This window comes from Bacillus sp. FSL K6-2944, assembly GCF_038005385.1.
GTDB lineage: Bacteria > Bacillota > Bacilli > Bacillales > Bacillaceae_G > Bacillus_A > Bacillus_A cereus.
In genome coordinates this window covers 977,428-992,056 of the sequence record NZ_JBBOTE010000001.1, presented here as the reverse complement: position 1 = coordinate 992,056, position 14,629 = coordinate 977,428, and the positions used below count along the sequence as shown (strand labels likewise).

The window sequence follows — 14,629 nt, the reverse complement described above, 5'->3', positions numbered from 1 at the left end:
GCATTCCCCTTCTTTCCATTTCCAATACAATCAAGGAAAAGAATAACATATAACTATCTATATATCATTATAAAACATTTATTTTCATAGCAGGAAAAAACATTTTTTAACAGAATATTAAATGTTTGATTACATTTTATTGGAGTTGATAATATGTCTTTTCAAATTCGTGAAGCAACGATAGATGATATAGACGCACTTTGTTCTTTAACGAAAGAATTAAAAGGTTCCTCTATTTCCTATGAAGATATGAACAACCGCCTACAATTCGTACAAATGAGTCCGTTTGATTTTTTATATGTTTACGAGGAAGAAGAAGCTATATTTGGATTACTTGGATTTCGTATACGTGAAAATTTAGAAGATGTAACACGTTATGGAGAGATTTCAATTATTAGCGTTGATTCTAACATACGACGGAAAGGCATTGGACAAGTTTTGATGGATTATGCCGAGCAATTAGCAAAGAAACATAATTGCATTGGCACATGGCTAGTTAGTGGAACAAAAAGAGTAGAAGCTCATCCTTTTTACAAAAAATTAGGTTATGAAGTAAATGGCTACCGATTTGTAAAATATTTTTAAACTACTTTATAAAGTGAAGGGACTATAACTATGACAAACATTAAAGCAATTTTCATTGATCGTGACGGTACAATTGGTGGTGACACTACAATACATTATCCAGGATCTTTTACATTATTTCCATTCACAATAACATCCTTGCAAAAACTAAAAGCTAAAAATATAAAAATTTTCTCTTTCACAAATCAACCCGGTATCGCAGATGGAATAGCAACTGTAGCCGATTTTGTACAAGAATTAGAAGGCTTCGGTTTTGATGATATTTATGTATGTCCTCATAAACACGGTGATGGTTGTGAATGCCGTAAACCAAGTACAGGCATGCTGCTTAAAGCAGCAAAAAAACATGGACTTAATTTAACACAATGTGCTGTAGTTGGTGATCGTTGGACTGATATTGTTGCAGGAGCAAAAGTAAATGCGACTACGATTCTAGTCCGAACAGGCGCTGGGTATGATGCTTTGCATACGTACCGAGACAAATGGGCACATATTGAACCAAACTACATTGCAGATAACTTTGAAGATGCAACAAACTGGGTTTTAAATCAACTATAATACAAATGAAAATTTTGATTCACCCGAAATAATTTAAAACATAGTTAAAATAGCCTTTTTGGCAAATAATTGTATTCCACAAAACGGATCACCTCAAAAGGTAGCAAGTTCCCTTTTGATACGCAAACATTGCAATTCAAATTATATTTTTTATTAGTAACAGCAATTAACGTAAAGAAGGAATAGCTTAGTGGCTATCCCTTCTTTATTGACTTCTATTATTTACATTTGTTATCTGTTTTTATTGAGTATTCTCATCGTTTTTATACTCCAAAATATCCCCTGGCTGACACTCCAAAGCTTTACATATCGCTTCTAATGTTGAAAAACGAACCGCTTTTGCTTTCGCATTTTTCAAAATAGAAAGATTCGCCATCGTAATTCCAACCTTCTCTGAAAGCTCCGTTACACTCATTTTTCGTTTTGCTAACATGACGTCAATATTAATAATGATTGTCATATCCGCCACCTCAAACCGTCAAATCATTTTCTGATTTTATGTTAATTGCCTCTTGTAGAAGTCGTTGGAGGATAGCAGCAAAAACGGAGATAACGAGCGAAGCAAAAACGATAATGAGTCCCACTAACCCAATAGGAGGGTCCATTTTTTTCGCTATAAAATAAAAAAGTGGCAAACTTAATACATACAAACTACTGATTGTAATTGCACAGCACTTTATATTCTTTAACGCCTTTACTGATAATTCCGAGAACGCTGTGTTCTCATCAATGTACTGTAAAAGATTGAAAGCCTGATAAAGAGCAACGTAAAAAGGCACAGCTGCTCCATACATCACAATGAAAACAAGATATTTCATCGGAGCAATATTAGGATACAAATTTGCTGCGAAATTCGCCATTTCCGGCACTAAAAGTATGCATAAAGCAAGCACTGAAATTCCAGCAAGAAAAATAATTACTTTTAAGAACATTGTTGAACTTCGTTTAAGATTCATTTACAATACCTCACTTATTTAATGGCAACATAATTTTATCATAACGTTTATTGTTTAACAATAAATAAATATCGTTTTATTTTTGTCATGTTTTTTAATTTAGGCAAAAATAAAAAAGAATTTCTCATTACAAAGAAATTCTTTTTCTTGAAAATGCCTCTTTCAACTTAATTTTTTAAAACGTTAATTCGTAATGGAAATAACGATTATCTCTCAAATAGCCATTTTCAGCGTATAATCGTTGTGCTGATAAATTATCAATCTCTGTTTGCAATTTTACACCTTTTGCTCCATTTTCTAATGCGTATTCTTTAGCAGCTTCTAATAATTTTTTACCTGCTCCGGCTCCACGCTTCGCCGCTTGTACAAATAAATCATTTAAAATCCATAATTCTTTCATTGAAATGGAAGAAAATGATGGATATAGTTGCGTGAATCCAATATATTCGCCGTTTTCAACTGCTACGAAAATAACGGACTCTTTTCTCTCAATTCGATTTCGTAAAAATACTTTTGCCCCTTCTAAATCAGAATCTTGTCTATAAAACATGCGATAGTTATTAAAAACTGATGCCAGTCCATCTAAATCTGCAATTGTTGCCTCATATATTCTCATTTTACTCCATTCCCCTTCCAATACTGTCTCATTATATCCGTTGCCCATTTAGGCTGGTGTATTTCTTCTGTCGGCATAAACTCTTTCATTATTGGTTTTATATCCAATATAGGAGTGCCATCAATAGCATCTAATCCCTCAACAATAATTGATTTACCTTCTCTTTTGATCACCTTTACAATTGTTACACCTATGCGATTCGGACGATTTTTCCCGCGCTGTGCAAAAATACCTACTTCAGGATAATCCTTATTATTTCTAGGATGTCTAGCAAAATACTGAATTTGCTCGTCAGTTACTTTATGAAAATAAAAAACAACTTCAATATGAGAAAAATCTTCAATCCCTTGTATACTTTTTTCTGCATACATTTCAGTTAAAGTTATACGGGATCTTACTTCTCCCCACTCATCATCTTTTATTTCCTTTCTTTCATTATGTACAAATGCGATTGGTTGAACTGAAAACATACGCATTCCCCCTTAAATGTAACCACTTACATTATAAAGTATTTTCTGAATGTTTTCCAGATATACGAATTAAGTTTACATAATATAATTATAATCTATTTATCTAAAGCTACCTTGACTGCTTCAATTGCATGTATATGGGTCGTATCAAATATCGGGACTGATATGTTTTCTTGCTTTATTAATAAACCTATTTCCGTACAACCTAATATAATTCCTTGTGCTCCTTCTTGTACTAATTCTTCTATAACCCTTTTATAATACTCTCTAGATTGAACTACTATTTTTCCTAAACATAATTCTGTATATATTACTTCGTTTACTTTTTCTCTATTTGTTCCTGATGGTACTATTACTTTTATATCATGCTCTTCAATACGTGACTTATAGAAATCTTGCTCCATTGTATATTTAGTTCCAAGCAGACCAACCTTTTGAATGTCTTTTCTTTTAATTTCTTTTGCAGTTGCATCAGCAATATGTAAGACTGGAATATCAATTTTCTCCTTTATTTTTTCAACTACCTTATGCATTGTATTTGTACAAATGATTATAAAGTCTGCTCCTCCCTTTTGTAATGAATATGCCGCATTCCCTAGAATTTCTCCAGCACCATCCCAATCTCCGCTAGACTGACATCGTTCAATCTCTTCAAAATCCACACTATTAATCAAACATTTTGCTGAATGTAGCCCTCCTAATCTCTCTTTTATTTCTTCATTAATAATTCGATAATATTCAGAAGTTGATTCCCAACTCATGCCACCTATAAGACCTATCGTTTTCATATAAACACCTACCTAAACTATTTTTATAAAACTAATAACAACGTTTTATTGTGTATATTATACATAATAAAACAAGACTTTAAGTTTGGAATATAAAGTCTTGTTTTAACGGAAATATGGAAATAATAAAGAATAATTCTACTTTCATTTCCAAGGAAATTTTTATAGAATATTCTGAAATTAATAATCTGATGTTTTTATAAATTCTTTATACTTATAATTAAAACACTCTCGATACAGCTCTTTGATTTCATCATATGATGGAACACGTGGGTTATTAGCTGGGCTACCACTTTCAATTGCATCTGATGCCATTTTAGAAATAGCATTTTCAAATTCAATTTCATCGATTCCGTATTCTTTTAAATTTGGAATACGAAGATCAAAGCAAAGTTTTTTTATTTCACCAAGTGTGTAGTCTGCTACTTCCTCATCAGAATTCGAATACAAATCCTTATTTAAACTACGTCCAATTTTTGCTAACCTTTTCATTGCACTTGTTTTTGTAAACTCTAACACTGTAGGTAATAGTATGGCATTTGATATTCCATGCGGTACATGAAATAATGCTCCCACTGGCCTTGACATTCCATGAACTAATGTAACTGATGCATTAGAAAATGCAATTCCAGCTTGTAAGGAAGCAATCATCATCGCTTCTCTTGCCTCCATATTACATCCATCTTCATATGCTATACGTAAATATTTCATAATACTTTCAATAGCTGAAAGAGCAAGTACATCTGTAAGTGGTTGTGAAACTTTAGAAATATACGCTTCAATCGCATGACATAACGCATCTATTCCTGTTGCTGCCGTAATTTGTGGGGGTAACGAACTTGTCAAAACTGGATCTATAATTGCTACTTTCGGTATAAAACTAGGATGCTTCATCATCATTTTTACATCTGTTTTTTTATTCGTAATTACTGCTACACTTGTAACTTCCGATCCAGTACCAGAAGTTGTTGGAATTGCAATAAGTGGTAGTGGATTGTTTTCTATTTTAATATCCTTTTGGACATAATCCTCAACTTCTCCACCATTTGTATATAAAACCGCTACCGCTTTCGCAGCATCAATACAACTTCCACCACCAATACCGATAATAAAATCGCACTTTTCCTCTTTACAAAGAGATAACGCTTCTAATACGTGTATATTTGTAGGCTCAGCATCCACTTTATTATATGTACTAACAGTAATGCCTTTCTTATTTAGTTGTTGCATACACTTTTCAACATATCCTAATTTCTCCATAATTGTATCAGTAACTATAAAAGCTCTTTTCCCTAACTTTTTTGATTGTTCTCCCAGTTTTTCAAGCGAATTCCTTCCATATAATACCGACTTTGGCATACGAAACTCGGAAACCTCTTGCAAGTCCCCCACCCCTTCTTATCCTAATTAATATTTTATAACATAAATTATCGATTTGATGAATCTTTACGATTCAAATTTTTTAATAGAGTCCTGTTAAAGTATAGAATGCGATAACTAAAAATACAGCAACCGTTTTCAAAATTGTAATAGCAAATATATCTTTATATGACTGTTTATGTGTTAATCCTGTTACTGTAAGAATAGTAATAATAGCCCCGTTATGTGGTAGTGTATCCATTCCTCCTGATGCCATTGATACGATACGGTGCATAACTTCTAATGGAATATCAAATTGATTGGCCGCTGCAATAAATTTATCTCCCATTGCACTTAATACTATTCCCATTCCTCCTGATGCCGAGCCTGTAATTCCAGCTAAAATATTCGTCGTTACTGCACCATTCACTAACGGATTTGTGAAAGTAGCAGAGATGCCATCTCTCATAATTGCGAAACCTGGAAGTGCTGCAATGACACCACCGAATCCAAACTCAGCTCCTGTATTCATCGTTGCAAGTAGCGCTCCACCAATACTTGTATTCAATCCAGCTTGGAAACCTGTTACTACTCGCTTCCAATATAATAATAACGTTGTTAAGATCCCTATAATAAGTGCCAATTCTACAGACCAAATTCCTACTACTGCACTTAATTCTACTTTTCCAAATGCTTTCATACCAATTGCAGAAAAATCAAAACCGCTTGGATACCACTTCGGTATCATAATAGTAAACACTTTATTCATTACACCTACTAAAATAAGTGGTATAAATGCAATAAGTTGTTGTGCTCTTGTGATTTCAATGTTATTAATTAATGTCATATTTTTTTGTTCTACTTGCAAAGATGCTGCCATTTCAGTATTTCCATCATTAAAACCAAAGTATCCTTCACCTGCCGCTTTTGCCTTCTTACGTCTACTCTCTAAATATAGTAAACCTACTGTAAGAACAAAAATTGCTCCTACAATCCCAAGTATCGGTGCAGCATAAATATCCGTTTTAAAAAATGTTGTAGGTATTACATTTTGAATTTGTGGTGATCCAGGTAACGCATCCATTGTAAACGTTACTGCTCCAAGAACAATCGTTCCAGGGATTAAACGCTTTGGAATATTAGCTTGTCGAAACAACTTAGCTGCGAACGGATAAACAGCAAACACTACTACATACACACTAACACCACTATACGTTAAAATAGCCCCCATTAATACAATCGCTAATATAGTACGTTTTTCACCAACTAACTCAATAATTGTTTTTGCGATAGAATCTGCAATTCCTGACATTTCCACTACTTTTCCAAATATTGCTCCTAATAAAAACACAGGAAAATATAATTTTATAAATCCAACCATTTTCTCCATAAAGATATTAGAAAAGAAAGGTAATACATAACTAGGTTCTGTCAAAAATACTGCAAATAATGCAAATATCGGCGCGAATAAAATAACAGAAAAACCTCTGTATGCTACGAACATAAGTAAACTTAGTGCTAATAATATAATAACTAACTCCAATTTTACCCCTCCATTAAACAGAATATTCTAAATTTTATTGATAAATTTCTACTAACCTTTTAATTCTGACATCCCTCCTCTTATTCATACAAATTTTTATGCTAAAAATGTCTAATTATAATTATTCGATTACATATGAAAAATCCCTTTAAACAGAAACGAATTCATCGTCATACGTTATAAAGGGATTGCTAGAATCTATATTTACTGCTTTATTAAATTTTTCTCTACACAAAAATGATACAGTTCTTCAACATCTTTCACTATGTAGGTCGCACTAACTTCAGTCAGTTCTTTTTCACAGCCATAGCCATATAAAACACCAATTGAAGCAATTCCATTCTGATTTGCACCTATTATATCGTGCTTTCTATCACCAATCATTATCATTTCTTCTTTATTTAGTTCTTCATTTATTTGTAAAATATGAGCAATTATTTCTTCTTTTTTTATTCTCGTACCATCTAAATTACTTCCAATGATGTCTTCGAAATAATTCGTTAATTGAAAATGCTCTATAACTTGTTTCGCAAATACAGTGGGCTTTGAAGTTGCTACGAATATGCGATTCCCTGAACTTTTTAATTGTTGCAAGAGCTTCAGAATCCCCTCGTATACATTATTTTCAAACAATCCACGCTGCTTTAAATACTCACGGAAGTAAAAAACAGCACGTTCAACCTCTCCTTCACTCATATTATATCTCTCTATGAATGATTGCTGAATAGGAGGACCTATAAATGAATCTAACTCACTTATATGTACTTCTTCAATTCCTACTTTTTTTAATGCATATAAAACCGAGTTTACAATCCCTTCTTTCGGATCCGTTAAAGTTCCATCTAAATCAAATAGAAATGTTTTATACATGCTTCATTCCTCCACTTAATTTGCTGTATAAATAAGTGCTAACATCTCTTCCACTTCTCCCTATTATACTATCATTATCTATTTTTTCGAAAAATCAATTTCCATATGTCACATACTTTCAGTTACAAAATACGATAGATATGATACAGTAAAAAAGTTACAATTATTTTAATAGAAACTGGTGAAACAAATGTCAATTACGTTAATTTTTATAATGGCTTTCACAATTGTGATCCACGCAGTTGAAACAAGCTCTTATAGTATTCGATTAGCCGGGGTTCGTTTAAAGAAGATTGCTGTCGCATTATCCGTCGTAGGAATCGTATTACTCATTTCAAGAACATCAAACTTACTACAAGCCTTTTTACTTGGCGGGATTGTTGACGAAGCAAAACAAGATCCTTCTATTGATTTAGAGCATATTATACGTCTTGTACTATTATCTGCTTCTATCGGTACATTGCTTGCGATTATACTGTATCCAACTTTGACAAAACTATTTGGATATGTCATTCAAAACTTTGAAACAGACGGTTCTTTCATTCGAATGATGAAAACGAATAACATTCAAAAATTAAAGTACACAAAAAAATATGTCCGTTTTCCAAAGTTAGAAATGATTCATAGACTGCGTATCGGTGGTATTCCAAAGCGTATTATGCTTATTAACATGTTTGCTACTGCAATTTATACAGCCGGGGTTCTTTCCGCACTATATGCTTCTTTTTTAATTCCAGCTTTCGCAACAAAAGCCACTACAGCTTCTGGTCTTATTAATGGTTTTGCTACTATTTTATTAACAGTACTACTAGATCCACGTATTGCTCTTTTAACAGAGCGAGCTCTTCAATCAGAAGAAGGTGCTGAAGCAATGAGCAAAATGTATGCTTGGCTAATGATTTCTAGACTTTTTGGTACATTACTAGCTCAACTGTTATTCATACCAGGTGCTTACTGGATCACATGGATTATAAAGCTTATGAATTAATTCACTCTCTAAAAAAGCAGGTGAGATAACAAATGACTATACAAACAGAGCAAGATATCATTCGCTTAATAGAAAACGACGAATGGATGATGAATGTATTACAAATGGCAAAATCACTAGAGCTACCTGATTGGTGGATTTGTGCCGGATTTGTTCGTTCTAAAATTTGGGATACTTTACATGACTATGAAGCTAAAACGGCTATGCCTGATGTTGATGTGATTTATTATGATAGTCTACATCAAGATGAGATATACGAACAATCATTAGAAACGAAATTAATGAATATTGATGCTACTATCCCTTGGTCTGTAAAAAATCAAGCTCGTATGCATGTAGTGAATAATATGCCACCATATTCTTCTTCTGTTAATGCTATTTCTAAATTCCCTGAAACAGCAACGGCTTTAGGAGTTACACTTGATGAACTAAACAACGTTATCTTAACAGCCCCATGTGGTATTGGAGATGTCCTTTCTTTACAAGTGAGACCAACAGCTCATTTTCTTGAATCAAAAGAACGATTACATATGTACAAAAACAGAGTTATAAAAAAGAATTGGCAAAGTAAGTGGCCTAACATCACAATCACATATCCAGAAATTTAGAAAGGGTGCCTCTCATTTATAGAAGCACCCTTTTCTTCATTTCAAAAAATGTATGACTGTTTCTGCAAATCTATCTGCTTCCTCATAATGAGGTGAATGACCGCTCTCTTCAAATACGATATACTTGCCGTTTCGGGCATCTTTATTAAATGTTTTAATTTGTTCTTCACACGTTACTACATCATGTTTTCCTACTATTAATAACATTAGATTTTGTACATCTTTTATTTTTGATAATAATGATGTATGACATGCTCCCTCTAATTTTAATCTATCAAAGTGAATTTTGGAGCGATTTGAAAATATTTCCTACTCTTCATCACTGTATAAACTCTCATCTGTCCTATCTTCCTTATTATTGTAAATCTCCATTCTTTTTTCTTCTAATTCAGCGCTTAATCTTATATAAGCTTCTAACAACTCTTCTGAACTAGCATCGCTAAATGAATAAGCAAAGCACTCTTTTGCTACTTCTTCTTTTCCATACTTTTTTAATAAATGCCCTGTCTTTTGCAACAAAGCCCTACTTGTTAATGCAAAATCAAAAGTTGGTCCTTCAAATATTATTTTCTCTATTGAACTTGGATATATCGACGCATAAAGCAATGCTACATATCCACCGAAAGAATGTCCAATTATAGACCACTTCTCAATTTGTAATACTTTTTTTAATTCCTCACAGTCTTCAATCAAATCATTTAATCCAAAAGCTTCGTCTTCAGTAATTTCTTCTGAGCGACAAACACCTCTTTGATCTATCATAATTACATATAGAGAACCTTTTAAACGTTCCGCTTGATGAAATGAAAAATCATAACAACTCTCTCCTGGTCCACCATGCAAGTATAAGACTGGCTTATTTTTAGGATTTCCATGCGTTTCAACGTATAGCTTTTTCCCTCTAATATTCATGTATTTCCCTGCTTCTATCAAATTTGCCTTTATGATCATCACCCTCTCTTTTTACTGAATATTATAACATTTAATGTTAAATAATCCCTATTACATTTAAGAAGACGATAATTATTGCAAGTGGTGCTACAAATCGAAGTAAAAATGCCCAACAAGTAAATACTTTCTTTCCATAATTTCCACCTACAAAAAACTCCGCTTCTAGTACCTTCTTCTCCATTTTGAATGAAACGAAAATACTAATAAATAGTGCACCAAGTGGCATTAATATATTACTAGATAAAAAGTCTACTGCATCAAAAATATTCTTTCCAAAAATCGTAATATCACTCCATACTCCAAATGATAACGCAGATGGTATACCTACTAAGAAAATACCAAAACCAATCATCCATGATAGTTTCGTTCTTCTTTCTTGTTCACCATTTGCTAATGCTGAAACAACTGTCTCTAGCAGAGAAAATGCCGATGTTAATGTCGCAAATGTAAATAGTGCAAGAAATACTGTTAAGAAAAATCCACCGAATGGAATTTGACTAAATACAGATGGTAATACGATAAATAGTAATCCAGGTCCTTCTGTTGGCTCCATTCCTAATGAAAATACAGCCGGAAAAATAGCAAGACCCGCAAATAAAGAAACAAATAAATTCAATCCAACAATTGTTATTGCTGATTTTGGTAAACTTTCTTTTTTATTTAAATAGGAACTATAGGTAACCATAATTGAAATTCCGATACTAATCGCAAAGAATGATTGCCCCATTGCGAACAAAATACTTTCCGAAGTAATCTTTGAGAAATCTGGTTGTAAGAAAAACTTCACACCTTTCATTGCGTCATCAAGTGTTAACGAACGAATAATAAGAGCGACAAATAAAACGAACAATGATGGCAACATATATTTACTTGCTTTTTCAATTCCATTTTGTACACCTTTTGATACAACCCATATCGTAATGAACATAAAAGCGAAATGTCCCATAATAGCCCAAGCGGGATTCCCAATTGTTTCAGTAAATAACGCACCGTAATTTTGTCCTGGAGTAATTAGTTGTCCTGTTATTCCTCTGAATAAATAAATTAATACCCATCCACCTACAACACTATAAAACGAAAGTAGTATAAAACACGTTCCAACGCCAAGGCGTCCGATCCAGTGCCATCCTGTATTTGGTGCGATGCTTTTAAATGCTCCAACTGCTTGTTTCTGCGTACTGCGTCCAATCATAAATTCAGCTATAAGTAGCGGTAGTCCAATTAAAACAGTAAATAATATAAAGATTAAAAAGAACGCTCCTCCCCCACTCTTCCCAGCGATATAAGGAAACTTCCATATCGCACCAAGTCCAATTGCTGATCCGGCTGCTGCCATTATAAAACCTAATTTCGAAGTCCATTGCTCCGTCTGTTTCATCTCATTTTCCTCCTAATTAAATCTTTTTATATAAATAAACAAATCTTATAAACCTATTCAAATAAACCCTCCATTTCTTCTTCCATATAATAAAAAATGGCCTAGCATCTCTATATAAAGAGACGCTAAGCCATTTACTTAACGCGGTACCACCCTTATTGATTCCATTATGAATCCACCTTAGTAGTAATCGTTTGATTACAAACCTAATATCGAAGGTTAACCGTTAAGATTTACTAAGAATGTAATTCCGTTCCACCTTACTGCTCCTAGGCGAGTTCAGGATGTCATTTGACTATGTCACACCAACCCATAGCTCTCTGTACAAATACATGACCTTACTACTCCTATTCAACACATTGTAATATTTAGAATATATTTTCTTTTGAAATTAATATGAAGTATATCGGTTATATTTGTAACTGTCAAGGGGTATATTGATTTTTTGTCGAAATGGTTCATATTGATAACTCACTTTTACTAAGCTTATTAGCAAAAGAAAGAGTCTATATTTTCATCTTTTCAAACGAACTAAAAAAAAATCTTCGCGATAATCGCAAAGATTCTTTTTATGGTATAAGACGAGTACAATCTCTCGGAAAAGCACTAGCCTCTCGTACATTTGTTAATTCTAATAGTTTATATACAATCCTTTCTAACCCAATTCCGAAACCTCCATGTGGTGGACAACCATATCGGAATGTATTTAAATAAGATTGAAATTTCTCTGGATGTAATCCTTTTTCTTTAAACGAAGCGAGTAACAATTCATAATTATGAATTCGCTGTGCCCCTGACGTTATTTCTAGCCCTTTATATAATAAGTCGAATGAATCAGTAATAGCTGGATTCTCTTTATTTTGCATCGTATACATCGGTCTCGCTTCTTTCGGATAATGTGTAATGAAAACAAATTCACTATTATATGTTTCCTTTACATATTTCCCTAGTAACTTTTCACCTTCTGTATCTAAATCCCCTACAGGAGATTCTTTACGATACTTACTTTTCAAAATTTCTTGTGCTTCTAACAATGTAATTTTAGGTATTTCAGTAATAACAGGTACTTCTATTTGTAATAGTTGTAGTTCTATTTCACATTTTTTCGCTACTTGTTGAAACATATATCGTAAAACATCCGTTTCTAGTTGCATCACTTCATAAAAATCATGAATAAAACCAAGTTCTACGTCTAACGATATATATTCATTCAAATGACGGGAAGAATTATGATGTTCCGCTCTATATACAGGTGCAATTTCAAAAACTCGTTCTAACCCACCTGCCACCATCATTTGCTTATAAAACTGTGGTGATTGTGCTAAATAAGCTTCTTTTTGGAAGTATGGAAGCTTAAAAACATTTGCTCCTCCTTCTGCCCCTTGCGAAACAATTTTCGGCGTAAAGATCCGTGTGAAATCGTTCTCTATAAGAAATTCACTAAAGCTCTGAACGAGTGTAGATTTCACTTTAAAAATCGCTGCGGTTCGCTCATGCCTTAATGATATTACTCGCTCATTAAGTAGTTGATCTAAGCCAACTTGTAACTTCTTTTTATTTATTTCAAATGGAAGTGGCTCTGCACCGTTTATTACTTTCACTTCATGAGCAAGTACTTCAACACCCAATTCTGTTTTCGACGTCTCGACTGTTTCACCGATTACATGGACAACACTTTCTACATCAACTTTATATCCGGCCAATTCATTTTCTAATACACATTGAATTACTCCTGTTCTGTCCCGTAATAATAAAAAACTAACATTTCCAAGATGTCGAATCTTTTTTACCCATCCTTGAAGTAATACAACCTTTCCGCTTTTCTTTGTACATTCTTTTGTGAGTGAACGCTTCATTATTGAATCCATTATTTTTCCCTCCAGTAATTTTATATTTATTTACGTTATTGTTGTCATCGTCATCATCCACGGTCACTCACCCCCTTTCAAAGAATACAAAAATCCGCCCCTATAAATAGGGACGGATTTTTTCCGCGGTACCACCCAAATTGTCATATTGACCATCTTAGCCCTGATAACGGTAGGTACCGTTTGCTTTTACTAATAATCACGTTCAAAGCAACACTCACAGGTGTCTTTCCATCATGCGGTATCGCAACCTTCCCAGCAACCGGCTGCTCTCTGTAGACCTTTGCACCATGTACTTTTCCTGATCATCACTTTTTATATTTACAGAGTATTCTAACTCCTTACCTTATAAAACGCAAGCTTTTTTTGAAACATTCTGGTTTTATAACTCCTAACTTCTTCTAAAGTGTGAAAAGTTAATTTTGTAATACATATTCTTATGTATTAAATCCAAAATTACACCTTTAATATTTTCCAATTTTTACATAAAAACTAATTCATTTACGCATATTAATAAAAATTTTAAAGCGAGGTGTGTTTATGCAAAAAGCAATTAGTTTCTTTCTCCTTTTGTTTTGCTTAATTGTAGTAAACGAAACGTATGCCTATTCACCAAAATCTTTACCAATCTCTCAAAACTCTGATCGATGGCAAGTGAATATTGATAAACCGAAAAAAACAAACAAGAATATGCTTCAAGCTAAAAAAGATGAATTTCAAACATATCATTTTTCAGTAAAGAATGTCGGGAATAGTGAAGTATATAATGTAAACGTCGAAGTATTCCGCAACGAACCAAATAAGAAAACGAAATATGAACTCTTTTCCCTAAAGGAAAGTCGTTTGGCAAGTGGAAAAACTGGATTTGAACACGCTAATTTACCCGTTGCTACAAAAGCAGATGAAGTTGATGTTATTATTACATGGCAAGAACACCCATTCCGATCGATGCGAAATGGTCAAAAAATTGAATCTAGAAAATTTAAAGAGCATTTTGTTTTTAAAGAAGCCAAAAAGTAAATGGGATACGGATATATTCACACTATCATTGATATAGCTTTATTTACTAGTACCAGTTCTTAAGCAAATTA

15 protein-coding genes, 1 pseudogene and 2 other annotated features are annotated in these 14,629 nt (G+C 33.2%); of the genes and pseudogenes, 5 read left to right on the top strand and 11 right to left on the bottom strand.

Features of this window, described 5'->3' with window-relative positions:
• The first annotated feature begins 153 nt into the window (after positions 1-153).
• Entirely contained in the window at positions 154-585 is a 432-nt protein-coding gene (locus MHH55_RS05175; protein WP_000009777.1) for a GNAT family N-acetyltransferase, read from the top strand.
• 30 nt (positions 586-615) lie between these two features.
• On the top strand, positions 616-1,143 hold the full coding sequence (locus tag MHH55_RS05170) for an HAD-IIIA family hydrolase (protein WP_048656767.1): 528 nt from the start codon (positions 616-618) through the stop codon (positions 1,141-1,143).
• Positions 1,144-1,384: 241 nt separating this feature from the next.
• On the opposite strand, the gene MHH55_RS05165 is transcribed toward MHH55_RS05170, so the two are convergent.
• The 8 genes from MHH55_RS05165 to MHH55_RS05130 form a co-directional block, all read right to left on the bottom strand.
• On the bottom strand, positions 1,385-1,603 hold the full coding sequence (locus MHH55_RS05165; protein ID WP_000152532.1) for a helix-turn-helix domain-containing protein: 219 nt from the start codon (positions 1,601-1,603) through the stop codon (positions 1,385-1,387).
• Positions 1,604-1,613: 10 nt separating this feature from the next.
• Positions 1,614-2,099, bottom strand: a complete 486-nt coding sequence (locus MHH55_RS05160) for a DUF2975 domain-containing protein (protein ID WP_078186881.1) — start codon at positions 2,097-2,099, stop codon at positions 1,614-1,616.
• Between the two features lie 175 nt (positions 2,100-2,274).
• The gene (locus tag MHH55_RS05155) at positions 2,275-2,715 is read right to left on the bottom strand and encodes a GNAT family N-acetyltransferase (RefSeq protein ID WP_078186882.1); all 441 of its coding nucleotides are present in this window, start codon (positions 2,713-2,715) and stop codon (positions 2,275-2,277) included.
• The gene (locus MHH55_RS05150) at positions 2,712-3,185 is read right to left on the bottom strand and encodes an SAM-dependent methyltransferase (RefSeq protein WP_000493257.1); all 474 of its coding nucleotides are present in this window, start codon (positions 3,183-3,185) and stop codon (positions 2,712-2,714) included. The genes MHH55_RS05155 and MHH55_RS05150 overlap by 4 nt, the downstream gene beginning before the upstream one ends.
• A gap of 95 nt (positions 3,186-3,280) precedes the next feature.
• Entirely contained in the window at positions 3,281-3,973 is a 693-nt protein-coding gene (locus tag MHH55_RS05145) for an aspartate/glutamate racemase family protein (protein ID WP_078186883.1), read from the bottom strand.
• 180 nt (positions 3,974-4,153) lie between these two features.
• Positions 4,154-5,356 carry an iron-containing alcohol dehydrogenase gene (locus MHH55_RS05140; RefSeq protein WP_078187075.1) on the bottom strand — a complete coding sequence of 401 codons (1,203 nt, stop codon included), beginning with the start codon at positions 5,354-5,356 and terminating at the stop codon, positions 4,154-4,156.
• A gap of 79 nt (positions 5,357-5,435) precedes the next feature.
• Positions 5,436-6,875 (bottom strand): GntP family permease, encoded by a 1,440-nt coding sequence (locus MHH55_RS05135; protein WP_048656764.1) that lies wholly within the window; start codon positions 6,873-6,875, stop codon positions 5,436-5,438.
• Between the two features lie 204 nt (positions 6,876-7,079).
• Entirely contained in the window at positions 7,080-7,745 is a 666-nt protein-coding gene (locus MHH55_RS05130) for an HAD family hydrolase (RefSeq protein ID WP_078187076.1), read from the bottom strand.
• A 190-nt stretch (positions 7,746-7,935) separates the two neighbouring features.
• On the opposite strand from MHH55_RS05130, the gene MHH55_RS05125 reads away from it, so the two are divergent.
• The gene (locus MHH55_RS05125; protein WP_016081802.1) at positions 7,936-8,733 is read left to right on the top strand and encodes a lipid II flippase Amj family protein; all 798 of its coding nucleotides are present in this window, start codon (positions 7,936-7,938) and stop codon (positions 8,731-8,733) included.
• Between the two features lie 32 nt (positions 8,734-8,765).
• Complete coding sequence (locus tag MHH55_RS05120; RefSeq protein WP_078187077.1) at positions 8,766-9,341, top strand: nucleotidyltransferase family protein; 576 nt, start codon at positions 8,766-8,768, stop codon at positions 9,339-9,341.
• Positions 9,342-9,377: 36 nt separating this feature from the next.
• Here MHH55_RS05120 and MHH55_RS05115 read toward each other — a convergent pair.
• The 3 genes and pseudogenes from MHH55_RS05115 to aspS form a co-directional block, all read right to left on the bottom strand.
• Positions 9,378-10,253, bottom strand: a pseudogene (locus MHH55_RS05115) (alpha/beta fold hydrolase).
• Between the two features lie 76 nt (positions 10,254-10,329).
• Positions 10,330-11,670, bottom strand: a complete 1,341-nt coding sequence (locus tag MHH55_RS05110) for a sodium-dependent transporter (protein ID WP_078187078.1) — start codon at positions 11,668-11,670, stop codon at positions 10,330-10,332.
• Between the two features lie 115 nt (positions 11,671-11,785).
• Positions 11,786-12,034 (bottom strand) — a binding site (T-box leader).
• Between the two features lie 205 nt (positions 12,035-12,239).
• Positions 12,240-13,538, bottom strand: coding sequence for an aspartate--tRNA(Asn) ligase (gene aspS / locus MHH55_RS05105; protein ID WP_000377334.1), 1,299 nt, complete (start codon positions 13,536-13,538; stop codon positions 12,240-12,242).
• 105 nt (positions 13,539-13,643) lie between these two features.
• Positions 13,644-13,856: a binding site (T-box leader), on the bottom strand.
• Between the two features lie 222 nt (positions 13,857-14,078).
• Between aspS and MHH55_RS05100 the strand changes: the two genes are divergently transcribed.
• Positions 14,079-14,558, top strand: a complete 480-nt coding sequence (locus tag MHH55_RS05100) for a hypothetical protein (RefSeq protein WP_075676941.1) — start codon at positions 14,079-14,081, stop codon at positions 14,556-14,558.
• Positions 14,559-14,629 lie beyond the last annotated feature (71 nt).

What these genes read in the sequence shown, in the direction of transcription:
- MHH55_RS05175 (WP_000009777.1), top strand. Translation starts at nt 154, where the DNA reads ATGTCTTTTCAAATTCGTGAAGCAACGATAGATGATATAGACGCACTT.
- MHH55_RS05170 (WP_048656767.1), top strand. Translation starts at nt 616, where the DNA reads ATGACAAACATTAAAGCAATTTTCATTGATCGTGACGGTACAATTGGT.
- MHH55_RS05165 (WP_000152532.1), bottom strand. Translation starts at nt 1,603, where the DNA reads ATGACAATCATTATTAATATTGACGTCATGTTAGCAAAACGAAAAATG.
- MHH55_RS05160 (WP_078186881.1), bottom strand. Translation starts at nt 2,099, where the DNA reads ATGAATCTTAAACGAAGTTCAACAATGTTCTTAAAAGTAATTATTTTT.
- MHH55_RS05155 (WP_078186882.1), bottom strand. Translation starts at nt 2,715, where the DNA reads ATGAGAATATATGAGGCAACAATTGCAGATTTAGATGGACTGGCATCA.
- MHH55_RS05150 (WP_000493257.1), bottom strand. Translation starts at nt 3,185, where the DNA reads ATGTTTTCAGTTCAACCAATCGCATTTGTACATAATGAAAGAAAGGAA.
- MHH55_RS05145 (WP_078186883.1), bottom strand. Translation starts at nt 3,973, where the DNA reads ATGAAAACGATAGGTCTTATAGGTGGCATGAGTTGGGAATCAACTTCT.
- MHH55_RS05130 (WP_078187076.1), bottom strand. Translation starts at nt 7,745, where the DNA reads ATGTATAAAACATTTCTATTTGATTTAGATGGAACTTTAACGGATCCG.
- MHH55_RS05125 (WP_016081802.1), top strand. Translation starts at nt 7,936, where the DNA reads ATGTCAATTACGTTAATTTTTATAATGGCTTTCACAATTGTGATCCAC.
- MHH55_RS05120 (WP_078187077.1), top strand. Translation starts at nt 8,766, where the DNA reads ATGACTATACAAACAGAGCAAGATATCATTCGCTTAATAGAAAACGAC.
- MHH55_RS05110 (WP_078187078.1), bottom strand. Translation starts at nt 11,670, where the DNA reads ATGAAACAGACGGAGCAATGGACTTCGAAATTAGGTTTTATAATGGCA.
- aspS (WP_000377334.1), bottom strand. Translation starts at nt 13,538, where the DNA reads ATGGATTCAATAATGAAGCGTTCACTCACAAAAGAATGTACAAAGAAA.
- MHH55_RS05100 (WP_075676941.1), top strand. Translation starts at nt 14,079, where the DNA reads ATGCAAAAAGCAATTAGTTTCTTTCTCCTTTTGTTTTGCTTAATTGTA.